The sequence below is a fragment of the Flavobacterium inviolabile genome (assembly GCF_013389455.1).
Classification (GTDB): domain Bacteria; phylum Bacteroidota; class Bacteroidia; order Flavobacteriales; family Flavobacteriaceae; genus Flavobacterium; species Flavobacterium inviolabile.
The window spans coordinates 2,063,557-2,087,844 of record NZ_CP058278.1 but is presented as its reverse complement, the minus strand read 5'-3'; the positions used below and the strand labels follow the sequence as shown (position 1 = coordinate 2,087,844).

The window sequence follows — 24,288 nt, the reverse complement described above, 5'->3', positions numbered from 1 at the left end:
TCAATAAGTAATGGACTTAAAAGAAAAACTCAATCAGATTGGCCCAAAGCCGGACATGATTCTTATTATTACCGACGAACAGCGTGCAACGCAGCATTTCCCGCCGGGCTGGGAAGAAAAAAACCTTCCGACTCTCACATTTCTAAAACAGAACGGATTTAGTTTTGATAGAGCTTTTTGTAATACCTGCATGTGCTCTCCCAGCCGTGCGACGTTATTTACAGGAACCTATCCTGCTAAACACGGAGTCAGCCAGACATTAACCGAAGGAGGCCTTTTATCTCCGCAGGAACCGACACTCAGTAATTCCATCCCCAACATCATGAATGTGCTTTGGGCAGATGGTTATGATGTGCAGTATAGAGGTAAATGGCATATGAGTAAAGGAATAGCTCCCAATGGCACTAAAACTAATTACGATGATTTAACTGCTGCAGATATTTCATTGTATGGTGCAATGGGCTGGATTGCTCCAGATGCCGGTGAAGATGTCAATCCGCTTAATTTTGGTGGCGGATATGCCAATCATGATGCAAAATATACGGCCCAAGCCATACAATACCTTAAAGAGGTAAAAGCGCAAAGAGCATCAGGAAATCATAAACCCTACTGTCTTATCCTTTCACTTGTTAATCCGCATGATGTTTTAGCATACCCAAAATCGGCTGGTAAGTCGGGATATCTTACAGATACCTGGTCGGGCAGGGAAATTGGGCTTCCGGCGAGTGTAAATGAAAATTTACTTGAAAATAAAAAACCTATGGCTCAGGAACAAATTTTACTCAACATGGCATTAAGTCTGGGCGAAATAGCTACTGATGAGGATAAGCTGAACTACATTAATTTTTATGGTTATTTATTAAGTCATGTTGATAAGGAGATTGGGTACCTAATTAAAGAACTATATAAGGAGGATGAGAATGGAAATAAATTGGCAGATTCTTCAATTGTTACTCTTACTTCGGATCATGGAGAGATGGGTTTAGCGCACGGCGGTCTGCGTCAGAAAACTTTTGTGGCCTATGAAGAAGCCTTAAGGGTGCCGCTTGTGATTTCAAATCCAATACTTTTTAAAGATCACAGCATAAAGCAATCAATGGCATTAGCAACATTGGCAGATATTATGCCGACTTTTATCGATATAGCAAATGTATCAAACCCGCCTGCAGGACTTGCAGGTGCAAGTTTGTTTCCCATAATGGAGAATAATACTCCTGTTCAGCATAGCATATTATTTACTTATGACGATATCAAGGCTGGCTCTAATAGTAATTGGACAGTTGTGAAAGCTGCTAATCGTATTCGTTGCATCAGGACGGAAAAATGGAAATTCGATTATTATTTTGATGCGTCAACAGCTTATTTCAAGCAATATGAACTATATGATTTAGTTAATGATCCATTAGAAGTTACTAATCTTGCTTACGATCCGGCATACAGTGAAATCAGAAGAGATCTAGAGGAGCAATTGCATCAGCTTGAGATAGAAAAACTCTGGGTCAATATGCCAGAAGATATTTATAGTCTAACGACATTCAACTGACAAAACAGCTTTAAAAATCTAAAAAGAAACAGTTATAATAATAACAAAAACACATATATCATGTCGCAAAATATAAATTCAGGAGTGAATACAGTAAGTTATACAGATTTTAATAATCCTGCCGGACAAACAACAATACAGGGAATAAGAGGAGTTTCGGAGTCTGAAAACGTGTATATTGCAGGTAGTTTATTAAGTGAAAACAATCTTGTTCAGGGATTAATTTACGAAGGAACGCTTAAAACAAAAGGGAATGAAGGCAAATGGCATGTCGTTAATTTCCCCAGTACGCCAACAGCAGAAGTTGTAAACACTTCTTGTTATGGACCTAATAACGGACCATATGGCACGGTACAAATTGTAGGATCTTATAAGATAACTGCCTCTGCTGATAAAGCCCCGAGCGGAAATCTCGGATTTTACTACGAAGGTCCTATTGATGGTTCCGGAACATGGATTCAGGTATCGCCAAACGGAGGAAATACGAACAATGTATTTGTTCACAGCGTAATGGGTGGACTTGCTGTTGGAAATTATGATATTGAAAATGATAAAAACGGATATGCGTTTTTATATAATACCATCAATAATGAATGCACCGATTTTAAAGTGCCGGATTCACTAACTACTACCTTATATGGTATTTGGCATAATGGCGGGGATAGTTACACTATGGCCGGAGGCTATACCAGTCTGAAACTAGGTAAAATAAGCCAGGCCTTTTTGGCGGATTATAATTCTAAAACAAAAGAAATCACTAATTTAAAATCATTTAGTTACAAGAACGAAACAGCCTTATCTATAATTACTCATTTTGAGGGTATTACCATTTCTGATGAGAATGGCTATAATATGCCGTCGGATTGGATTACTCTAAATAGAGAAAAAACCGGAGCATCATTTGTTTCTGTGAAAAGAAATTCTGATGGATCATTTGGAGAAGCACAATGGATTGATATTGATTTTCCAGATTCAAGTGCTACAAGTGCTAATACGGCATATAGGAATAATATATTAGGGATTTATGTGGTCGAAGATAATTCGGGAACCAAAGCAATATCTTCTTTCGTTGCAAAAGTAAGTATTTAAAAAAAGGTGATGATATAATTTGATTGAGTTTTTAAGGTTATACCGGTACTGTAAGAAGTTTAAGTATAATTAAATTGGATATGCTAACTTAGCATGGAGTTAGAGTTAGAGTTAAATACTAAATCTTAAATTTAGCGGATGAAAAAATGTCGTAAAAAAATAACTATGTATAAAATGTAGCTTAACTTTCCCTCCAGTTTTTGTTTGCATATCCGCTATTCATTGCCACCTTTCTAATCCATTCGAGCAAAACATGCATTAAACTATCGAAGACCTAGTTTGTCAAGATTAGAAAAATTCTCCGATGAGACTAATAAAAAGCTAAAAAATTATACAAATTTGGCTTAACTTTTACTCTATTTTTTTGCTTCCACATCTATTTATTTAAATAATTTAACACAAATAAAATATTTTTATATAATTTTATAAATTCGAGATAGAACTGTTTGCAGCGATAATAATTAATCTACCTACGTTATGAACTCTACCAGAAATCATTAATATAAGACCAGGATGTTACGAATAATAAGCTTTGAGATTATAAAACATAACTTCTTTAAACCCCAAACCTTTTTTTTACAAACGATCAAGACCTTTCCTATGGACCATACAATACAATGCTTATCGGAGCAAATGGCACGGGTAAAAGTCAAGTATTGGAACTAGTAACAAAGTTGTTCAATGTTCTTATTGCTTCACAGGAAAAAGGTATCAAGGTACAGAGATATGAACATGACTTTGTTTTAGATTACCAAATAGACGGAAAAAAGGCTCAAATTAGATCTGTAAAGAATTTTGAGACCTACTTATTGAACGGCAATTCTGTGGATTTTAAAGATATGCCAACGCCTGGAAAAATACTTGCATCGGCAATCAATTTAAATGACCGTTTCCCTTTTTATACAAAACGTAGCAAATTGAGTAACTATTTGGGTATAAGGACGGCCTCGAATAATGCGTTCAAAAATCACAATACTTTAATTGATCGATTTTCGTCCTCACTTTATAAACATGAGAATATTGCACGGTATAAGACAGTCTTTGACCGTATAGGTCTACTTCCCGAAATAAGTGTCATTTATAAGGTAGGAAAAAATCTTGGCATTGCAAAAAAAGATAGCTCCCGAGAGTATCTCTACGATAGTGGCCTTCTAAAAGCTAAATTTAGCGAAGTCATAGACAAGTTAGATACTCAAAACCGATTTCTGATTCGCCGTGATAAATATTCAAGAGTAATTTCAGAACAGAACAACCTGGATATTATCACCAATTTTTTTAAAGCAAAGCGAAACAAGATAACAACTGAAAAGAGATTCATAGAGTATGATTCCCTCGCAAATTTTGACAATGAGCTAGAAGTTAAAGAATTTATAAATGAGGCGAAAGCCCTCCAACTGATAAGAGACTTGGAACTTTTAGAAGTCCATAAATTAATATTACGTCGAAAAAGTGGAAAGTATGGATTTGATCAAGGCAGTAGTGGAGAACACCATATATTGTCTAACTTTATTAATATAATTTATGCCATAGAACCAAATTCACTGGTTATGATTGATGAACCAGAGATAAGCTTACATCCTAACTGGCAAATTCAGTATATGTCACTTCTCCAAAAGGCCTTTTCGGATTACACCGATTGCCACTTCATCATTTCGACCCATAGCCATTTCTTAGTCAGCGACTTGATTCCCGAAAAATCAGCCGTGCTAAGCTTTCATTTGGACGATTTAGGCAGCGTCTATAACGAAACTCTCCTATTTGAAACCAACGGTTGGTCAACTGAAAACGTATTATACCGCGTTTTTGGAGTCGGGACAGTCAGAAATCATTATCTGGAAATGGATCTCAGAGAACTATTATCAAAAATTTCAGACGATTCGCACGAATTTGTACGAATGCGAGAAATTGTTACATCGCTACAACGCTTTAAACTTACTGATGATGACCCTTTAGTAAAAATTATAGAAACCGCACAACACTACTTAGAGAAACATGGCTATTAGGCAGTACCATTTTACTATACGCCTCCCGCGAAAGTATACTAAAATTATAAATTATCTAAAACCTCTGCAGGGTAATGAGTGGGACTGCAAAGTTTCTGAACTACGTAAAAAAAAATACGGAACAGGAGCACGCAGGGATGAACTTAAAGGTCTCATAAGAACACATCTTGAAAAAAGACAGGGTCACCATTGCGCTTTTTGCGGATTAGATCTGCGCACCCGCGGAGCGCAGATTGAACACATTGCTCCAAAAGCTGCTCGTCTCTATCCTCAATTTATGTGGGAGTCAAAAAACCTTATTTTAGCATGTCCACTTTGCAATGGCTTTACAAAGAAGTCCACCTATGACTCAATTGATATATTGGATGCACAGTACCGCAATTGCACCTTCAAAATAGTTCATCCATATTTTGATGATCCTAACATGCATTTTGAATATGTTACACATCCAAATACAGGTCTGGCATTTTTGATTAAAGCCCGATTAATTAAAGGTGTACCATCAGCACAGGGAGCGAAGAGTATAGAACTCTTCGGGCTGAAGGAGCCTGAAATGACAGAAGAACGCTACAAGGATGCACTTGCGAATTCACTTCCAGTACCAAATTTCGATGCTTTGATCCAGGAAGTGACCAATAAGGGCTACGTTTCGTAACTAATTTATCTAGTTTACATTTAAGGTGAACTCGAAGGTACAAATTTCGAACCAATTGTTCGAAGATTTGAATTCTCTTAGTGAATTAATCGCTGCATGATTTTAGAGGTAGTCAGCAAGATAGTTGCAGAGAGTGAGACTCCAAAACTTTATTTTACAACGCTTTGCAAATGTATTAGTTACAACACCTTTCCCAATCAATGGTAACGATTTAAAAGAACAATTTTTCATTAAATTGTCACCATTTGTCATTACAACGTTTACAAAAGAAAAAGCCCTTAGATTTTTAATCTCAGGGCTACATATGCGTTTTCTTCATTATTCAGAAGATAGTTGCGGGCTGAGAGGTATTACAATCGAACACCTGATGCCGCTTTTGTTGTATTTTAATAAGGTTGAGTAAGATTTAGAAAAATTATTTCAAATCTTCAGAATTTGTATATTAACTATATAATTGTCTTTAGTTTGAAAGAAGAGGATTAATGGTATTAACTGCTTTTTAAAAAAAACTTTTAATGAGATCATAAATCAGTGCTAATAATAAAGGTAAAATAATAGACGTTAAAATCCAAAACAATTTATTTCGCCCTTTTTTAACTGAATTTTGATGGTCTAAGCCAGTCTGTATCTCAATGGATGGCCAAAGATTTTGAATATATGTAGGGAACTTTGTAGATAGGTGGATAGAAATTATGAATACAACAGCAAACAATAATTTACATAGATTGGCATCAAAAATTGGGTTCATTAAAATCAGTCTATAGAATTCAATATTAAATATGATCAGTAATGGCAAGATAATATAGTTACTGTATTTTATATGAATTTGGTTATCAGCCCAGTCAAGAATTTCACTTAGTCTGACCAACACTCCGTTTACCCAAATTGTCTCATCACCACTTACTTTTATAAAATTTTGTAAATTTTCATCTTTTACTGAATGGACAATCTGGATTTCGATGCTTTTGGAATTGTCATAAGTGTAGAAATGCATAGTGATTTTCTGAACAATACGATTTTCAAGAATTTGGTTCTCCTTAAAAATTTCATTGGACTGGCTTTCAAAAGAAGTATTATCTCTAGTGTCTACAGTATACAGAATATAAAAGTCGTTTCTGCGATCCTCGGTCAAAGACTGGACCTCTTTTTCAATTATATCTGAGAGATTTCTGATAATTTTAGGAGTTATTATTTTAAAATTGAATGTTAACATTCTTTTTTCTCTAATTGTTCTACTCATGTATAATTAAAATATTTTTTTAATGTGTCAGATTGATGCTAACAATAGGTTTTTAGTCGATTCCAAATCTTCTATGCATTTCTTGCCATTCTTTTCCAAATTCAATACTTTCTAATGCTGCTTTTCGTTTGTCTTCCGGTAAACATTGAATGCAGGTTGGATATTGAAGTCCTTTATAATATTGTTTACATTTTGGACATAATTCCATTTTTTTTATATCAAAATTATATGCACATTTTCTGCAAGCAGTTATTGTATCTTCAAAGGAAAGATATTTAATGTTATCATTTAAATATTTTAAGAATGCTTCTTTCTCGATCGTTTCAGCGTCTTTATCCTTTGTATGTACTCTTTGCTGCCAATACCTAACACTTTTTAGGTTATTTTTATTTCTCCATCTATCCTTTGATACAAAACACTTATCTTGAATTTCGTATGCTTCTTCATTTTTATAAAAAATAGAAACTAGCTCATTTATTGATCTATAAAGTGCTTCATCAAATTCGTGTTTACAATCTGCACAACGATATTTTGGAATTTTTCTAACTCTTTCGCTTGGATTTTTACTGTTGCAATTTGGGCATAATGGAACGGGAACATAATCATGGTTTTTTAGTACGTAATCAGTAAATTCCGACTCATTAATTTCAGGATTGTTGTTTATGTGTTTTTTAGTATATTCTCTTGCTACTTCTCTTAGATATTCGGAATATTTTTTTGGGTGAGAAAGGTGCTGTATCGTTAAAGTCTCGTTACTGCTACATATTTCACATTTGTCTTTAAGGAATTGGGGTCTTCTTTCTTGCCAATCTTTTGTATTCCAAGAACGTTGACCTTCTTTAAAGTCACCCCAAAATTGAGCCTTTGCTAGTTCTAATCGAATTTCGCCATTTTCTAATTTGTATCTTAGCTCTATAAGTTCGCTATATATCAGCATATTCGTTTTTGGTCATTCGTTTATACATACACTTTGGGCTAAACAGCTGTTAGCGGTAGTTATTTTAAATCATATTCCCTAACAAAACTGTGTCCGTTTGGTCATTTATAATTTACAATCAATTTTTTCTCTTTAAATCGATTTCTGAAGGCGGAATAAATTGTGTAAACTCTCAACATTTATCGCATTTTTCTGAGTAATCTTTTTTCTCTGGCATAATCAAATAAATTATTAGACTTTATTTTCTGATTCATGGAAATCGGAGAATCTTGCTTCTTCATCAGAATCTTTATTTTACATATTTTGTATCAAATCGGTTGAGAATGAAAATGAATGTCTTCTTCCTTTCTAATGTTATACATTATTTTGACTATATGTTCTTTTGTTTCAGTACTTCTTTCTTTGTCAACGCAATCAAAGAAATTCCAAATTCTTTTCTGCCTGAAATGGATAAGACAACTATTTTAAATCTATTTTCATTTAATCCAATCTACCAATAGCTTCTAAATTATGACCTCCAGCACTGCCAAGTACGTCAAATGTGTCTGCCGCTGCTGTTCCAGTAAAATCATTGCATTGTACGTTTGCTTTCATAATTATTATATTAAATTAATATTGCTTCTGAGAAGTTGTGAATAATTACTGCAAACAGTGTTTTTTACGAAAATTTCTACTTGTTTATTTAGTAAAAAGCTGTACGACTTTATTTCGAAACCCGAAAGAAACTAATTTATACTTAACAAAACAATACGTGTTTTTACCTAATTTACAAACTAAAGTATTGAAATAGAATTCATAATAAAAAATAGAGAGTGGTTTTATTTACTAGAGAAGAAAACCGCAAAGTACAGCAAATAAAAAAGCCCTGACTTAAAATCAATGTTTTTGCAAGAAAAATCTATCAAGAAGAAAGGGGTTGCAATCGAACACTTGGTTCCTATTTTAACATTTCTAGACAGAGTGAAATAAATTAGATTAATAGTGTCGTTTATCTATCGTGACAAAACTGTTGACCAGAAGCTAATAGCCAAAAATTGGTAAAAATATCTGATGGCTGATTGTTTGGCTGCTAGTTCTGTAGGTACATATCCAAATTGTGTTTAAATGCGAAAATAAATAATTTTCAATTCAAATTCCTATATTCATTCAGCGTTGCACCAGTTTTTTGTTTAAAAAGCCTGATAAAATGTTGTGGATGTTTAAAGCCCAAATCATAAGCAATTTGACTGATTGATTTACTAAAAACAATAGCGACAGAAAAAGAAGCCACACCTATTCAAATTGCATTGGCTTGGTTGCTAGCTCAAAAACCGTTTATCGTTCCAATTCCCAGTACCACAAAAATTCATCGTTTTACAGGAAAATGTAAGACGTACAGTTGTGAATTTAGGTAAAACCAATTTGCAGAACATTGCTAATACATTTAACCAAATTGAAATTGTAAGCGAAAGATACCCGAAGGCAATGCAGAAAAGAGCTGGGAAATAGATTTGAGAATAAAAAGAATATGAACCTTTCAATTTTTTTGGAAGGTTTTTTCTATTTCTACGGCTTCGGGGGTAAAATTTGATGTGATCATAAATACGCCTTTTACTGTTTCTTGGAGGCTTAATGCTCCTATAAATCACATTAAGCCTATAATTAATTTACTTGTAAAAAGATTTTCTATCCCCAGATTTCAAAACATAATTTGCTAATTGCATTATCTCTGTTTTGGATAAATTGAGAGATAGGGATTTGTGAATTTATATCATCATTAGCTAGAAGATACTTATGCTTTATTAAAAAATCTATTCGTTTATTAATTTTTGTTGAGAAATATTTATCGGAGTCATATCTTCTTATTAAAATATGATTTGCAACAGAATTAAGTTGCATATAAATTGATGATTCATCTATATTTTCGTTTTCAAAATCATTTTGAAAAAATATGGGAACTAGTATAAATGATGATTGTTTTCTACTACGCATTAAGTCCTGAAAATCGATTGAGTCTTGATTTTCTGAAGTAAAATACATTAACCGTGCAAAGAAGTAATGATAGAATCCCCAATTATTCATCGGTTGCAAATTACTATATACTCTATTTCTATTTTCCTGAATTTCACCAACTTTAAGATTCAATATACTATTCAACTCGTCAAAATCAGTATTTCTAATTTCTTTTATCAATTCATACATAAAATTTCTAATGGAGCTTTGTGTAATTGATTTACTTAGTAAAGAACGAAACACAGTATAGGTGTCTATAAATTTATTTACTAAATGGATTTTTTTACTGATACTTTCCTTGTCATCAATTTTTGATATGGGAGATAAAAATAATGGATAGACTAAAGACTCTGCAATTGTATAAAAATTGGTTATATATAAACTTCTGAAATTTTCATTGTTATAATTTTTATACTTAAATAAATTTATATAAAGATTGGAGTAGAAGTTAAAATCCGACTTTATAAATAAATAAAAGTCATCAGATTTTTTCAGATAAAGTTTTGAAGCGTTATTTTTCACCCAAGAGTGAAATTGTGTACCTATTAACTCAAAATCTAAATTTTCTGATCCTTTAGTCGTTGACCTTTTACTTTCTGCATATTTTGCTCTAAGCCAATTTCTAAAAAAATCGACATCTGTATCTACTCCTATTGCAGATTTTAAATCAAAAATGCGTTCTTTCCAAAACTCATTCATCTCTTCACCTTTGTCCTCGTTATCAATCATTGAAAGTAGATAACCTTTCAAAATTTCGGTTGGATTGAGGCTCATTCCTCTGTCATTCATCGTTTCAAAAATAGTATAAGCACTTTCCATGCTAAATGCTGTAATCTCTACTAAAACAACATGATTAAGTAACCATTCGATAAAAATTTGTAGCTTATCTTGGTGCTTAAAATCTTCGGGAAATAATAAGGTAATATCTTCATAACGGGCTATGATATTACCTATAGACTCATCTTTGGTGTTATTAAATTCTTTATACTCTTGAATCGTATCATTATCTGATAAAACCTCTAGAGAGTTTGTTATTAAATGTTCAATCGTTTCTGTTCTTGATTCTACATTTAAAATCAGAGTGTTTTTTCCACCTTTTCTAACATATAAATGTTTTTTTATTTCTGCTTTCATATCTTCATCAACTACCGTATGTAGTAAATAAATCAACAGTAAAGTGAAAGATGTTAATCGTTGCTGACCATCTACTATGGATAACTCCTTGTTATCGTCACACAACACAATAGGCCCCATGTAATAACTACCATAGTCTTTATAGCTTTCTATGGTGTCGTTTGGTTGATAAGATTTATCAAAACTAATTGCTAAATCACTTATCAAGGCTTCGATATGTTTTCTTTGCCAGCGATATTCTCTTTGAAAAGAATCTATTCTGAAACGATTGTTTGACAATACATCAGCCAAACTTTTGTCTTTTGCCTCTAAAAATCTCATAATTATATAAGCTCTTTAATTAATTTTTTTTGAATAAAAAAGGCATTCTCATATATGCCAAAATATGCGTTAATGGGATCTATTTCTGCGTGAAACAGTTTACACCGCAATTCGTATAATAACTCTATAATCACCTTTGCTACTTGTTCATAATTATTGGTAATATAAAGATGTTTTACACTATCAATAGTAATGGCGTTAGCTGGGCAACCGTGGCTACCGTCTGTATTTTGCTTTGGTTGTACAATAATTATTTCAGGTTTTCTGGGGTTCATTTCACGAAAACATGCATCTAAATATTGTTTCTTCTCATGTGGTATTGCAATGTAATTAGGCTCTGTACTTAATTCTTGTAAAGACCATTGATAAAGTTCTACCAAATGTAAGGTTCTGGTAGTTCTCCTATTATAAATTTCACACTTCCATCTTTTAGTTGTTTTAGGTAAAGTATTATCAAATACAACTTTATAATCAAATTGTCCAAAACTCACAACGTACTGAGGAATTGCATTTTTTGTAATATTGATAGTATGAAATGAAATTCGCTCATCTTCATTTGGCATAGGGTGCGCTTCTAACTCGTAATATAAATCGCTAATGTACCTTTTGAAAGCGATAGAGTCATTATCATTATTTCGCAACAAAGAAATAATTTTATCTCTATAGCGGTTGGAATTATTTTTTATATGGTCAATAATGCTTCTGTCAGAAGTGCGATTTGCAGTTTCGTCATAAAATTGGTTCATATACCATGCATTAAACGGTAACCATGTTTTGATAAACATGGTGTAAAAATCTAATTCAGACTTTTTAATCCAATTCTCTAAATATATATTTGCCATAAGCGTTCTATAATAGTTTTTGATTATTTGCTGTTATATATGCCATTGCAATCTCCTCATTTTCTTCGATGGCTATTTCTACGGCTCGCTTGGCTATATCGAGCAACTGTTCGCTTTGTTGTTTAAGGCTAAAACTTTCTTGTACCCAAGTTGCAATTTGGGTTTGAGTTTGTGTGTCGAGTATGGGAATGATTACTTCTGCGATTTCAGAAGGCTTCCAATGTTGAATGATTGAACCACCTGCATCTCTCTCTGCTTGTAGTTGTACAAGTTTTGAGTTTAAAACCAAGGTTAAATAATCTGCATTTACTTTTGGGTTATCAACTGTTAAATGTAAAATAGCACTTGAAGTAATACTTTGCAAATCTTCTGACACTTTATAAGCAATACCAACTGAACCATCTTTTGATAGTAAAATAGTATCTTTTTTAGGCTTAATTACTTCCGAAAATTCATTCTTATCTAAATGAATTTCTGGATTTGAAATGCCATATTTTGATAAATTTGAAACTCTTATAAATGGTATTCCTTCTACTTGATATGACGAAGAACCTGGTTCTATAGACTTTTTAATAGTAACCAATTGACTAATTTGTAAATAATCTGACTTTTTTATTTTCTCAATAATTTCCTCATACTTTGGTTGATAATATTCTGCATCGAGGCGACCGCTTTGCAAAAAGCTTTCTTTAAATGTTTTTACGTTTACGGCTTCTTGGCTGGGTTCAAAATTTTGCAATCCTACAGCCTCTAATAACATTTGCTCTGCTTGTGCGTAGGTTTGTTGGGATTGGTCACGTAAATTTTCTGAACGTTTTACAATTGTTTCAATTAAAGTCTCAAAAATTTTAGACAATAATGGGACTTTCAAACTTTTTATCAACGACATATTAATGTTCGGCTGACCTGTTATGGTTTTTAATCTGTTTATTTGATTTTGACCATGTTTACTATTTAAAAATGTTGAAATGAAATAAGCATTGTTATCTTCTTTTACTACTAATTTTGCAATGGCTTGGTTTGAACTACTAACAAAATTTTTATCATAAACAGCAACCCTTCCTAAATATTCACCAGCCATTGTTACTAATACCATTCCTTTGCTGCTATGTGATTTATAGAGCATTTTATGACTTTCATCATCAACGTACTTTTGAATATTCCAGTTAATATAATTATGTCTTATATTTTCTGTCATCAAAAAAGGTACTCCAGTTTCTGTAAAATTAATATAGTTAGTCAATGAATAAGCTCCAAAATTTTGAACCGAATTTGTTAGGTTTTCAATCGAATTCGAGTTTAAGTTTATTAATATTTGTTCTGTTCTTAAGTAATCTTTTTTATAAGTATTAGCATCAATTCTAAAATCAATAATATTTTTAACCGCACTCAAATTAAGAACACTTACTTCTAGCCCTTCCAACAAAGCCTTATATTTGGCTTCGTTAAAAGGGCTACCTAAAAAAAACTTAGCTGTTCTTTTTTGGCAAATTCTATAAAGGCTTCGGCTATGCCGTCTTGTGTAAGTCCGTCATGGTTAAAAAGGTCGTGGTGTACATATTTGTGTCCGTGTTTGTCTAAGGCATCTTGTCCGTAGGCATCTTTTACATATATCTTATCGCCACTGCTGTCTTTACTAGGCGATTGCATGGTAGCAAAAAATATGGGGTAATCTTCTTTCTTCGGACACAATGCTCCGGCTTGTGGGTCATCGTTCCATTTTTGAGCCAATATAACCGAGGTTTTGGTACCGGTATGCGGTTTAAAAAAATTGCCATGAAAACCTACCACACCCAATATACGGCAACGCTCGGCTATGTACTCACGTATGGCTTTGTCACTACTATTGTTAAAGCGTCCTTGTGGCAGCACAATAGCTAATCTGCCTCCGGGTTTTAAAAAATCGAGGTTGCGTTCTATAAACAATATATCTCTGCCTACTGCTGTTTGATATTTACCGTTTGGCTTTTTGCCCAGTTCGTATTTGGTCAATATTCTACTTTCTTTTATATCACCTGCAAAAGGTGGATTAGCCATGAGTATATCAAACTCAAAATCACGATTTACGTAGCTTTGGTTTTCTTTGGTTTCGCTTTTTATTTTGCGATACCTGCGTATGTTTTTCCAACCCGTTCCATAGGTGTCTATCCAGTCTTCATCTTTGGTTTTTTCGTTCCAGCGTTCGTAGTCTAGCGTATTGAGGTGTAGTACATTGGTTTGTCCGTCACCAGCTATCAGGTTTAGGCAACGAGCCACACGTACTGCTTTTTCGTCAAAATCTATGGCAAATACATTGTTTTGCACATAGTCCAAAACCCTTGGTATGGGTGGTTTGGTGGTCATCATCTCATCATCTACAATGCCTTCTTCTTTGTGTATTTGATTTTTGACATAAAAAAAAGTATGTACCGGAAAACCGCAACTTCCTGAAGCAGTGTCTATCATACTTTCGCTCTCTTTTGGGTTTAGCATTCGTACACACATATCTATGCCATAGCGAGGTGTGAAATATTGACCTTTTTCGCCTTTACTGCTTTTGTTTATGAGGTATTCAAAGGCTTCATCTACGACATCAAGATTACTATTGAATAATTTTACTTTCTCTAAAGATGCTATGCAAATGCTTAAATGCGATGGTGAGAGTTGTATTCTGGTTTCATTAGAAAATACGCCTTGCCACTTATCATTGGCTCGATTAAATAATTTTTGGATTTTTTCTTTTAGCTCTGCTTCGGTATCGCCATTATTTCTAAACTCAAGGTAACGGTTCTTGTTGCGTCCGCTTTCCATTTCGTCAAATAATTTGGTAAAAATTAATTTAAACAATTCTTCAAAAACATCTACTCCCGCATTGGCTAACACTTCGTCCTCCATTTCTAAAATCAAATCTTTCAACGATTTTTTTTCGTTTACGAGTTTATCTTTTTTGATGAGGTCTTCTAAAGTCCAAGGTTCGTTTAAGATTTCAGAAAGCTTTTGTCCTGATCTTGGAATTGCAGGAATATCTTCAAAATAATTTGGGTCTTTGCGATGATAGTAGGAAATACTCTCACCATTGCTCCAAATACCTATCGGTGCACCTGTAGCGTTGCAATAAGAGTGCAATTGTTCTTTACCGTCTTTTAGTTTCGGTTTTTTTATCTCCACCATGATGTAAACAGCACGGCTATCTACCTTGTCGAAAACCACTATGTCTGCACGTTTTTTCTCTCTACCAAAAGTTACGGCATACTCCAGTTCCATACGCTCGTAGGCATAATCATATTCCTGATGCAGTTTCAATAAGTATAACTGACGAACGGCTTCTTCGGGTTTCAGTACAATTTCTTTTCTGCGTACAAGACAAGTAGTGTATGGTATATTGTTTCCTTTTTTGTCTTGTTTGAAGATTATTTCTCTTTCCAAAGTTTTTATCTGTTCTTCAGAAAATTGAGAAATTTTATAATTGGTTTCTTTTAGTATCTGTTGTAAAATGCTCATAATATTATCGGGTTGAGTGCAACAATTCTTTGATGTCGATTTTTAACAATTGGGCTATTTGGGTCATTGTGTCCAACGTGGGTTGCACTTCGTTGGTACACCATCTTGACACGGTTACTTCGCTTTTACCCAACTGCTCTGCCAACCATTTACTGGTTTTATCTTTTTCTGCCAATACAATTTTTAATCTATTGATTTTCATTTGATGTTATTAAATTAACATTTGGTGTTAAATATAAGCAATTATTTTGAGTGGATGAATAATTGTATATAATGAAAATGATGAGCACATATTTTCTATAACCAATTTATACAAATCAGTCCAAGCTAATCTCAATCCGTAAAAATGGTTATCAAAACCGTAATCGGTATCACAGAAAAACTTTCTATTTGCCGGAACTTGTATCAACAGAAAAGAAAGAGATGAAACATCTAAAGTATCAATAATAGCATTAATTACCGTTGCATCTGGCGCAAATATCAATGCTCAAACTACAAATAACAATCAAACAAAGTCCAAAAAATGGAAGCTATAAAAATAATAAACCGTAATAATCTTTTCGGATTGGTTTACGATGATACCATTACAGAAAATAGATATGCTGACTTAGCGTGGAGTTAGAGTTAAGAACAAAAACTTAAATTTGGCGGATGAAAGAATGTCGTAAAAAATAACTATGCATAAAATGTAGCTTAACTTTTACTCTACTTTTTGTTTGCATATCCAGTGTTAAGTGAGCCTATTAATATACTTCCCATAAAGCAAGAGAAAGAGGGTATGCCCCCCACTTCGTGTATCGCCCTGTTTACAAGCTTTTCTGTATTTTCAAATAAAATGGTAACGATTTGGTAACTAAATTACTGTCATCATTAGGCAGTTGTTGTCACATTTCTGACTTAAAACAACTCAGTCCAAATATAATAATATTATTAGATCAAAGCTACTCATTGATACCTTTCTGATCCATTCGAGCAAGAACATGCATTAAACTATGGCAGACCTAGTTTGTCAAGAGTAGGAAAATTTTCAGATGTGATAAATAAAAAGCTAAAAAAATATAAAAATGCAGCTTAACTATTTCTCCAGTTTTTGTTTGCATATCAAGACTGCACTGATTACAAATCCGCGCCACCGGAAATAACTCTAATAATCATCTATAATCTTATACGCCGCTATATATACATTTTTAGATTCCATGATTAAATGAAACTGCTCTGTTTCATTTGATTTTACAATTTTAACACTAAAATTGTCGTTGTAAATCTTAATTTTTGATTTGATTCTAATGGAATCTATGACTCCTTTATTTTCTACAATTTCCCAATGTGCTGACTTATCACTTTCAAAAAAATATGAAGCATGAAACCACGCTGACTTATCATTACAATGAAGACTGAATGTATTGACATATAAATATGGTGCGAAATTTTTCTGATTAACAGTCATTTCTTTTATTGACCATGTTCCACACAATGCTTTCGATTGATTTTGTTTACAGCCAACAAATAAGAAAACTGTTGAAACTATACCTAATCTAATACGCTTATTTTGCAATCTTTTTATCATCTATTATCTTGATTGTTTTTTTCTCCCCCGGTAGCGCGGATTTACAATCCGTGCTCACTAAATCACATATCCTTAAAAACAAAACTACAACTTTTTAGGGTTGTAGTTTTTAGTTTTAATGGCACGATGGATATGCTAACTTAGCGTGGAGTTAGCATATCCACAACGCCAGCTATATCCGCCCCAATTGGTTTTATGTTGTGTTTACCCTTCAAAATAAGAGCAGTCACAACTGACTGTTGGGGGTTCCCTTGACCTTTCAGGTTGTGTTTACCCTTCAAAATAAGAGCAGTCACAACTGAAGCAATTACAGCTAACACAGCTGCAACGTTGTGTTTACCCTTCAAAATAAGAGCAGTCACAACCTTTAAAACTCGTAAATAAATCACATGAAGGTTGTGTTTACCCTTCAAAATAAGAGCAGTCACAACAAAATGCCTCATTGCAACAGCAATTGACAGGTTGTGTTTACCCTTCAAAATAAGAGCAGTCACAACATTTTGATAGTTTTAAGATTAATAATCATTGTTGTGTTTACCCTTCAAAATAAGAGCAGTCACAACATTTTGATAGTTTTAAGATTAATAATCATTGTTGTGTTTACCCTTCAAAATAAGAGCAGTCACAACGAACCGGCTGTAAATTATCATGCGCTTTCAGTTGTGTTTACCCTTCAAAATAAGAGCAGTCACAACAAATTAATAACAACTAAAATTATCGAAGCAGTTGTGTTTACCCTTCAAAATAAGAGCAGTCACAACGATAAAGACAGACAAAGACCATGTAGAGTAGTTGTGTTTACCCTTCAAAATAAGAGCAGTCACAACCTCATATTGTAAAAGCCTTATCATTAAAGGGAAAAATACATATTTTATAAATGTAAAATTTGAATATTCAAACATTAACAGTCTTGTCAAAGAGCAATTTTTTAATCCTAACCTAATCCCTAAACATTGCTATTACACTTCGGGTGAATTCTAAAATAACACTACTAGCTGTTTTATCATTTGACACCCCCACCCCGTCTGGATAAGTATGCTTTTTTATCAAGCTATAAAAAATACCCTTCGGGAGCTGATTATGTGCAAACTTATTTCGAATTATAATCAAAAGAAATGCTTTTTGTATCGTATCTGTTTTGGTGGTTAATTCAGCTAGTGTCAATTTATCAAATTGTTTTTCGGTACAATCTAATAACCACTGAATCTCATCTTCCGGAGCTAATTTTCTTTTCCTTAAAACACCATTTACGACATAGTGCTTAAATTTAGGATTGTTTTCATACTCTAAATCTGTAGGGTGCTGTTGCCCGTCAAAATTATAGCTCTCGAGTATACTTTTTTCGAATAGCTGGATTTCTTTGAGTAGCTCTTCACGTCGTATGGTTTCGTAAGAGTCCCGTTTAATGGAAAGTTCATCTTCCAGTTCTTGTTTTGTCCAACGTCTATTGGGATCATAACTAAGAATTGTCTTTACTTTTGAATCATTTAAAAAACGTCGAAACTTACCGATGTCTTTTAACTTGATACTTTCGGCATAAACTTGTCCATCCTTAATAGAAATAGTTTTACTCCAGATAAAGTTATCCTTGATAATATTTTCGGAAGTATCATTTTTTTGACGCTCACTTTGCCTACGAGCATTAGCTTCTTTTTCCAAGCGCTCTTCTTGTGTAAGGTAAAAATCCGAAAGCGATAAGGAAGTATCGTGTTCGAATGTCTTGTTATAAATAGCTTCTGCAATTAGTTTAAGAAATAGATCTTGATTTTTTACTTTTTTAATTTTTAAATCTTGTTTTAACTGAAACAATTCTAATTGTTCTGCTTTAGACAAGTTCTTTTTATTCGTACTAAAATATTCATTGGACAATTGATTTTGCTCAAAAAGCAAGTCGCAATTTCGTTCAAGCTCATAAAAACGCTGATACGGGTGCGCTTTATAGGTATAGCGATACCAGTCGGCAAAGGCTTCTGGTTGCTCTGTAGGTTTACTATCTTTTATAAAAGTTGGTTTCTCATCAAAGATACCTCTCGGGAAAACTAGTGGTTTGGCCAACAGTCGTTCTTTTTGTTGATCAATTGGGTTAATCTGAAACAATCTTTTATTGAATACCGTCCATATGTTTTGCTGTTCAATCAGTTTTTTTAACATTTTTGTATTGGAGCTAAATGACCGGACACCTTCATACATAGCCGTTAAAGTATCTTTTCGGTTGTTAAGGTATCTTTCCAATAGCATATCAAAATGTTTACAGGAAATAAAGGCTTTTTGAATACCGCTATTCCAGTTGTAATTGGTGTCTTTGAAATCCCAAACCGATTGTAATAACGAAAAAGCTTCGCGGGTATTCTGATTAAAATATGCAAGGGATTGTTGTAGTTGACTGTGTTGGTAGCCTTTCCAATTTTCGCGGGCATCTTTAGGCATAAAACGGATCAAATCGTCTGTAAGCCATGTAGCTTCACTACCCAGTTCTTTATTGGTAAAAATAAACATCCGTTTATGATGAGGTACTCTTGTATCTTTTCTGTTTTGACTGATAGTTGCTAGTTTTTCGTCACAAATTTTTATTTCTTTTTCAATTGAACGTTGTAACTTTTCAGTGTCGATTTTCTCCGTTACGTCTGATCGTCTTAAATTTTTAGTGATTTGGGATGCCGAAAGTTTATCGGATGGGGCATATTTTTCGATTGTAGAAAAACGATCCATTAGTTTTTGAATCATTGTATTTTCAATGGCTTCTGGAGATACTTTACGAACCAGTAATTCATACAACAATGCCGGTAATTCGTTTAACGAAAGCATGGCTGTTGGAGGACCAATATATATCTTTTCGAAGGTTTGCCCTTTAATGTTGGGATCAATAAGAGTGGTCATTTGTTCTTTGGTATACTTGCTTTCAGCTCTTTGATTGCCATCCTCTTTTTCTACTTTAATCTGCTTACTTTTTATTTGTCCAAATAATTTAGCAGCACCAGGAACTTTACTTTTCTGTAGGTTTATAAATATCGGAATGTTTTCCGATACAAAATTATACGAAGGATTAGGGAAGATTTCCCAACCGGAATCGGTAGCTAATGCTTCATTTTTTTCAAAATAATCTGCTTTTAAATTACCGACTTCTGAAAGGTTACCAAATACATTTATTTTTTCTTTTACGATACGATCTGTTTCAAAACTAGTACCGGCTATATTTTTAATTCGTCTGTCATGTACATAGTTTCCTAAATGAATCTGAAAACGCAACGAGGGAAAACCGGCAAATTCATCGAGATAGCGCAATACGAAATAATTGAACTTATTTTCATAACGCTTTCGAATCACCGGATGTATCACAATAGCATCGTTTAGTCTTTCCGTTTCATTACCTTCTTTTATATATTCGTTAATGTCTTCTACAAATTGTTGTTGTTTTTCAAACGAAAGGTTGTTGTAAACTTCATCGGGAACTTTGCTCAATTCGTCTACTATCTGTATTAACAACGTTTCTTTGTCAAATGCGGTACTTATTTTTTGCCGTATCCCTTTAAAGGCTAAATACGAAAACACCCAATGGGTAGCCATAAAACGGAAGCTATTATTTTTGGCATTAGGAAATTCGGGGTGGTCTTTAACCACCTTGCCTTTAAAACCTTTTATTTGCGATCGTAAATCTTCACCTTCTTTTTTATTCAGAAACATCCCTAATAAGAAAAGGAGTCCGTTTTGAGATATGGAGATTGTATTTTCATAATGTTCCCCATCAAGCAAAGCCGATTTATAAAACGGATTTAACTGATCTTTTTGGTATAGCAGATGAAAGAAAGCATCGTTAAAAACAGCATTATTAATACTTACGGTATCCAGGCTAACTTTTTTTCCTTTCGCCTTTTTATCTTGTAAATCCTTTTTCTTTAAATTGAAAAGTATAGGGTATTCTTCTTTTAGGCTTTGTTTTAAAAATTGTCTGGTATGATCATTTTTTTTCTTCAGACGCTTTACATCTAGTATTACCTGTAAAAAGATTTCATCTACTAATGTAAACAGCTTTTTATCAAACGGTAATGATTTATGATAATAGTGAGTATAAAAATTACGCAAAGAATCAATAGTCTTGACTAACACTTTGAAATTTTCTTTGAAATATAATCTTCTAGCTAAATTTTTGTCTATTTCATTTTTAAAGAGGTCATTTGTTACGGGTAAATCTAAATAACCAACTACTGGAAAATGCAGTTTTAAAAAATCAATACGGTTTATGTAATCCGGTTCAGATAATTTTTTTATATCTAAATTATCAATTACGGAAAAATTATCCTTTTCATTTGCCTTTACACCAAAGCGTACTTTATAAGCCTCAAGTGCCTGGTCTATATTATTCTGTGCTAAATTTAGATAACCTGCGAAAAAGTGTTTGTCTTTAAGTAAAGAGTGATCGAATTCTATTTTATTATTTTTTAGTACAATTCCCTCCATGTTTTACCATTTTTAAATTACAAAAGAGGCAAATTATAAAATAAATTAATTCAATATTCACAAGTTGATAACTTTTAATAAAGTCGATTTAAGCAAAAATAAAATAGTAAAACTGAGGCTTATACTGTTGTTACAAGAAAGATCAAACCATTATTAACAAACTGAATCTTAATCAGGAAATTATTTTCTTTTAAACTAGCTTTTATATAGTAATGTATTTATCAAAAAAATGTTTTTGTACCGTAAGTTTGATTAGACTTAAAGCAATGAAAAATCGCCTTAACACATTACTTCATTAAGGCGCTTTCTTGATTTGGCAGACAAGTGTCTGACTATTAAGCGGAGAGTGAGACTCCAAAACTTTATTTTACAATGCTTTGCAAATGTATTAGTTACAACACCTTTCCCAATCAATGGTAACGATTTTGTAACGATTTAAAAGAACAATTTTTCATTAAATTGTCACCATTTGTCATTACCACGTTTACAAAAGAAAAAGCCCTGAGATTAAAAATCTAAGGGCTACATTTGCGTTTTCTTCATTATTCAGAAGATAGTTGCGGAGAAAGAGGGATTCGAACCCCCGGACCTGTTACAGTCAACAGTTTTCAAGACTGCCGCAATCGACCACTCTGCCATTTCTCCAATACATCGCAACCATTTCCTGATTGCGGTTGCAAATATAGAAAGCTTTTTTATTTCTGCAAATTTTTTATGGCAAAAAAATACGCCAATTGCTCCCTTATAAAACTTCCCTTCTTTTACCGTTTTATAACCAGGTCTATAAAAACAGCTAAAAACGTTACAGTAATCGTAAAACAGAGCATCCCTAAGATATAAGAAGCCGCTGCTTTAAAATAATTTACCGGTCTGACCGGATCAAAAAACTGCCCGATTGCCCAGGAACAGTAAACTAAAAACAACATTCCTGAAATCTGCATTAAACTGATATTCGTTAGACCTTCGGCAATGGCGAAAACAGCAAACAACAACATCCCCATCCCCATCACAAAGCACAACAGGATTAATATCTCAAAAAAATTATAGCGGTATTTGCGGAAGAACAGCTTTACCCAGGCCGCAATAAACACGCCCATGATAATATTGGAATACCCGTAATGATTCTGAATCCAGTCAAAAATAGCAACCAATGCCGAATTCTTTACCTCCTTCAGCTGCACATACCCACCTTCGATATGGAAAAAATGACTGATGATCGAATAAATCAGCGAGCTGACAATAACAAAAAGTATCGGCTTAACAAGCCGGCTTCTGTTATCCGTGATAAACTCCCTGATGTTTTGCCCGGGTCTGATTATCAGCTCCTTTATCGTAAACAATATCCCCTTTTCAAAATGCAGCACGTGTTCGATCTCATGCAGGATATAATGAGCATCTATTCGTTTGAGATTTACCGGCTGTCCGCAATCGGAACAAAAATTCCCGGTCAGCTCACTTTTACAATTTTTACAATTACTCATTTCTTACTTCTTATATCTTACCTAAAACCTATAATTATCCATTAATAATCTTGTACAAAGTACAGAAAGATATTTAATTTGTACCTTACACCTCAGTGTAGTTTTAACGTCCATGGAAAGAAATAAAAAAATACTGTTTTCCGATAAAAATCACATCTCAAGTATTGCGAAAGAAGAATCGTTTCAACTTGAGAATTACCTTGAAGTTGTCAGGTCCTTTTCCCGTTTAACGTATGAAAGTATCTACGTGATCGACTATAAAGACATGGTATTTGAATTCGTTTCGGACAATCCCCTGTTTTTATGCGGCCATACTCCGGCCGAAGTTCAGGAATCCGGTTATGATTTTTACCTGAAAAATGTTCACCCGGACGATCTTGAATTACTCACAGTGATCAACACGGAAGGATTTAACTTTTTTGATAAATTACCCAATAATGAAGACCGGAAAAGCTATACCATCACCTACGACTTCCGCCTGATCAATGAAAAAGGAAAACCGATGCTCATCAGCCATAAGCTCACCCCGGTCTTTCTGACGAATGAAGGAAAAATATGGAAAGCGATCTGTGTGGTTTCCCTTTCAAACAATCAGAAATCCGGAAACATCATCATCTCCAAACAAGGCTCCGGCAGTATCTGGAAACTGGACACCGGCAGCCGCGAGTGGCTGGTGGAACAAAAACAGAAACTATCACCAAAGGAAATCGAGATCCTGAGACTATACACCCAGGGATACAGCATCAACCAGATTGCCGAAATGACTTTTGTAACCTCCGATACCGTTAAATACCACAGGCGTAAAATCTTTGAGAACTTTGGGGTCAGCAACATTACCGAAGCCTTATTCTATGCCATCAACAACAAACTGATTTAAAAGTGTTTTTTGTATCTTTGGTCAGCACCCTGTTATGTAACCGCTATGGACCCTAAAGTTGATTTTTATTTTGATAAAGCCGACACATGGCAGAAAGAACTGGAACAATTGAGAACGATTGTACTGGAATGCGGACTTACCGAAGAATTAAAATGGGGTACTCCCTGCTATACCTTTCAGAAAAACAACATCGTTTTACTACATGTATTTAAAGAATACTGTGCCGTTTTGTTTTTCAAGGGTGCGCTGTTGCACAATACCGATGGTATCCTGATACAACAAACAAAAAAAACACAGGCTACCCGCCAGATCCGGTTTACCAATGTACAGCAAATAACGGAGCAGAAAACCATCCTGAAAGCCTATATCTATGAAGCCATAGAAGTGGAAAACGCCGGATTGGAAGTCCGCTTTAAAAAAACGGATGAATTCACCGTTCCGGACGAATTTCAGCAGAAACTAAACGAAACGCCGGCTCTGAAAACGGCATTTGAAGCCTTAACACCCGGACGACAAAGAGCCTATCTCCTTTATTTTGCCGCACCCAAACAATCCAAAACCCGGGAATCAAGAATTGAGAAATACACCTCACAAATTCTCGAAGGCAAAGGATTAAAAGATTAGTCACATCCAAAAACCAACACATACCTCATACTTCACACTTCTAACCTC

At 33.9% G+C, this 24,288-nt stretch carries 17 protein-coding genes, 1 tRNA gene, 1 pseudogene and 1 CRISPR repeat array; of the genes and pseudogenes, 7 read left to right on the top strand and 12 right to left on the bottom strand.

Features of this window, described 5'->3' with window-relative positions; translation table 11 throughout:
* Positions 1-10 precede the first annotated feature (10 nt).
* From HW120_RS09330 to HW120_RS09315, 4 genes are all read left to right on the top strand, one after another.
* Positions 11-1,543, top strand: a complete 1,533-nt coding sequence (locus HW120_RS09330) for a sulfatase-like hydrolase/transferase (protein ID WP_177733466.1) — start codon at positions 11-13, stop codon at positions 1,541-1,543.
* Between the two features lie 60 nt (positions 1,544-1,603).
* Positions 1,604-2,632, top strand: coding sequence for a hypothetical protein (locus HW120_RS09325; protein WP_177733464.1), 1,029 nt, complete (start codon positions 1,604-1,606; stop codon positions 2,630-2,632).
* 617 nt (positions 2,633-3,249) lie between these two features.
* Positions 3,250-4,635, top strand: coding sequence for an AAA family ATPase (locus HW120_RS09320; protein WP_177733463.1), 1,386 nt, complete (start codon positions 3,250-3,252; stop codon positions 4,633-4,635).
* Entirely contained in the window at positions 4,625-5,290 is a 666-nt protein-coding gene (locus HW120_RS09315; protein WP_177733461.1) for an HNH endonuclease family protein, read from the top strand. Before HW120_RS09320 ends, HW120_RS09315 begins: the two co-directional genes overlap by 11 nt.
* 499 nt (positions 5,291-5,789) lie before the next feature.
* Here HW120_RS09315 and HW120_RS09310 read toward each other — a convergent pair whose 3' ends face one another.
* The 3 genes and pseudogenes from HW120_RS09310 to HW120_RS09300 form a co-directional block, all read right to left on the bottom strand.
* Entirely contained in the window at positions 5,790-6,530 is a 741-nt protein-coding gene (locus tag HW120_RS09310; protein ID WP_177733459.1) for a hypothetical protein, read from the bottom strand.
* Between the two features lie 52 nt (positions 6,531-6,582).
* Positions 6,583-7,467 carry a hypothetical protein gene (locus tag HW120_RS09305; RefSeq protein ID WP_177733457.1) on the bottom strand — a complete coding sequence of 295 codons (885 nt, stop codon included), beginning with the start codon at positions 7,465-7,467 and terminating at the stop codon, positions 6,583-6,585.
* Between the two features lie 1,123 nt (positions 7,468-8,590).
* A pseudogene (locus HW120_RS09300) lies at positions 8,591-8,704 on the bottom strand (AraC family transcriptional regulator); the annotation flags it as partial.
* A gap of 49 nt (positions 8,705-8,753) precedes the next feature.
* On the opposite strand from HW120_RS09300, the gene HW120_RS17725 reads away from it, so the two are divergent.
* Positions 8,754-8,861 (top strand): hypothetical protein, encoded by a 108-nt coding sequence (locus tag HW120_RS17725; RefSeq protein WP_246296969.1) that lies wholly within the window; start codon positions 8,754-8,756, stop codon positions 8,859-8,861.
* Between the two features lie 271 nt (positions 8,862-9,132).
* On the opposite strand, the gene HW120_RS09290 is transcribed toward HW120_RS17725, so the two are convergent.
* The 9 genes from HW120_RS09290 to HW120_RS09250 all read right to left on the bottom strand — a co-directional run bounded on the left by HW120_RS09290 (position 9,133) and on the right by HW120_RS09250 (position 22,739).
* Positions 9,133-10,914: a DUF262 domain-containing protein gene (locus HW120_RS09290; protein ID WP_177733455.1), complete on the bottom strand. Its 1,782-nt coding sequence runs from the start codon at positions 10,912-10,914 to the stop codon at positions 9,133-9,135.
* A 2-nt stretch (positions 10,915-10,916) separates the two neighbouring features.
* Complete coding sequence (locus tag HW120_RS09285) at positions 10,917-11,756, bottom strand: hypothetical protein (RefSeq protein WP_177733453.1); 840 nt, start codon at positions 11,754-11,756, stop codon at positions 10,917-10,919.
* A gap of 7 nt (positions 11,757-11,763) precedes the next feature.
* Entirely contained in the window at positions 11,764-13,179 is a 1,416-nt protein-coding gene (locus tag HW120_RS09280) for a restriction endonuclease subunit S (RefSeq protein ID WP_177733450.1), read from the bottom strand.
* 35 nt (positions 13,180-13,214) lie between these two features.
* Positions 13,215-15,236: an N-6 DNA methylase gene (locus HW120_RS09275; protein WP_177733448.1), complete on the bottom strand. Its 2,022-nt coding sequence runs from the start codon at positions 15,234-15,236 to the stop codon at positions 13,215-13,217.
* Positions 15,237-15,240: 4 nt separating this feature from the next.
* Positions 15,241-15,438 carry a helix-turn-helix transcriptional regulator gene (locus HW120_RS09270; protein ID WP_139999533.1) on the bottom strand — a complete coding sequence of 66 codons (198 nt, stop codon included), beginning with the start codon at positions 15,436-15,438 and terminating at the stop codon, positions 15,241-15,243.
* Between the two features lie 942 nt (positions 15,439-16,380).
* Complete coding sequence (locus tag HW120_RS09265) at positions 16,381-16,803, bottom strand: hypothetical protein (protein WP_177733446.1); 423 nt, start codon at positions 16,801-16,803, stop codon at positions 16,381-16,383.
* 197 nt (positions 16,804-17,000) lie between these two features.
* Positions 17,001-17,630: a CRISPR direct-repeat array (repeat unit 36 nt; unit sequence GTTGTGTTTACCCTTCAAAATAAGAGCAGTCACAAC).
* Positions 17,631-17,742: 112 nt separating this feature from the next.
* Positions 17,743-21,258 carry a type VI-B CRISPR-associated RNA-guided ribonuclease Cas13b gene (gene cas13b / locus HW120_RS09260; protein WP_177733445.1) on the bottom strand — a complete coding sequence of 1,172 codons (3,516 nt, stop codon included), beginning with the start codon at positions 21,256-21,258 and terminating at the stop codon, positions 17,743-17,745.
* Positions 21,259-21,818: 560 nt separating this feature from the next.
* Positions 21,819-21,903 (bottom strand) — tRNA-Ser (locus tag HW120_RS09255).
* A gap of 116 nt (positions 21,904-22,019) precedes the next feature.
* Positions 22,020-22,739, bottom strand: coding sequence for a DUF3667 domain-containing protein (locus HW120_RS09250; RefSeq protein WP_177733443.1), 720 nt, complete (start codon positions 22,737-22,739; stop codon positions 22,020-22,022).
* Between the two features lie 112 nt (positions 22,740-22,851).
* On the opposite strand from HW120_RS09250, the gene HW120_RS09245 reads away from it, so the two are divergent.
* Together HW120_RS09245 and HW120_RS09240 are read left to right on the top strand one after the other, a co-directional pair.
* Positions 22,852-23,616 (top strand): LuxR C-terminal-related transcriptional regulator, encoded by a 765-nt coding sequence (locus tag HW120_RS09245; protein WP_177733441.1) that lies wholly within the window; start codon positions 22,852-22,854, stop codon positions 23,614-23,616.
* A gap of 45 nt (positions 23,617-23,661) precedes the next feature.
* Complete coding sequence (locus tag HW120_RS09240) at positions 23,662-24,240, top strand: YdeI/OmpD-associated family protein (protein ID WP_177736276.1); 579 nt, start codon at positions 23,662-23,664, stop codon at positions 24,238-24,240.
* Positions 24,241-24,288: the final 48 nt, after the last annotated feature.

Coding starts and splice junctions, on each gene's coding strand:
- HW120_RS09330 (WP_177733466.1), top strand. CDS start 11: ATGGACTTAAAAGAAAAACTCAATCAGATTGGCCCAAAGCCGGACATG.
- HW120_RS09310 (WP_177733459.1), bottom strand. CDS start 6,530: ATGAGTAGAACAATTAGAGAAAAAAGAATGTTAACATTCAATTTTAAA.
- cas13b (WP_177733445.1), bottom strand. CDS start 21,258: ATGGAGGGAATTGTACTAAAAAATAATAAAATAGAATTCGATCACTCT.
- HW120_RS09325 (WP_177733464.1), top strand. CDS start 1,604: ATGTCGCAAAATATAAATTCAGGAGTGAATACAGTAAGTTATACAGAT.
- HW120_RS09265 (WP_177733446.1), bottom strand. CDS start 16,803: ATGATAAAAAGATTGCAAAATAAGCGTATTAGATTAGGTATAGTTTCA.
- HW120_RS09320 (WP_177733463.1), top strand. CDS start 3,250: ATGCTTATCGGAGCAAATGGCACGGGTAAAAGTCAAGTATTGGAACTA.
- HW120_RS09285 (WP_177733453.1), bottom strand. CDS start 11,756: ATGGCAAATATATATTTAGAGAATTGGATTAAAAAGTCTGAATTAGAT.
- HW120_RS09315 (WP_177733461.1), top strand. CDS start 4,625: ATGGCTATTAGGCAGTACCATTTTACTATACGCCTCCCGCGAAAGTAT.
- HW120_RS09270 (WP_139999533.1), bottom strand. CDS start 15,438: ATGAAAATCAATAGATTAAAAATTGTATTGGCAGAAAAAGATAAAACC.
- HW120_RS09250 (WP_177733443.1), bottom strand. CDS start 22,739: ATGAGTAATTGTAAAAATTGTAAAAGTGAGCTGACCGGGAATTTTTGT.
- HW120_RS09240 (WP_177736276.1), top strand. CDS start 23,662: ATGGACCCTAAAGTTGATTTTTATTTTGATAAAGCCGACACATGGCAG.
- HW120_RS09305 (WP_177733457.1), bottom strand. CDS start 7,467: ATGCTGATATATAGCGAACTTATAGAGCTAAGATACAAATTAGAAAAT.
- HW120_RS09290 (WP_177733455.1), bottom strand. CDS start 10,914: ATGAGATTTTTAGAGGCAAAAGACAAAAGTTTGGCTGATGTATTGTCA.
- HW120_RS09245 (WP_177733441.1), top strand. CDS start 22,852: ATGGAAAGAAATAAAAAAATACTGTTTTCCGATAAAAATCACATCTCA.
- HW120_RS09275 (WP_177733448.1), bottom strand. CDS start 15,236: ATGAGCATTTTACAACAGATACTAAAAGAAACCAATTATAAAATTTCT.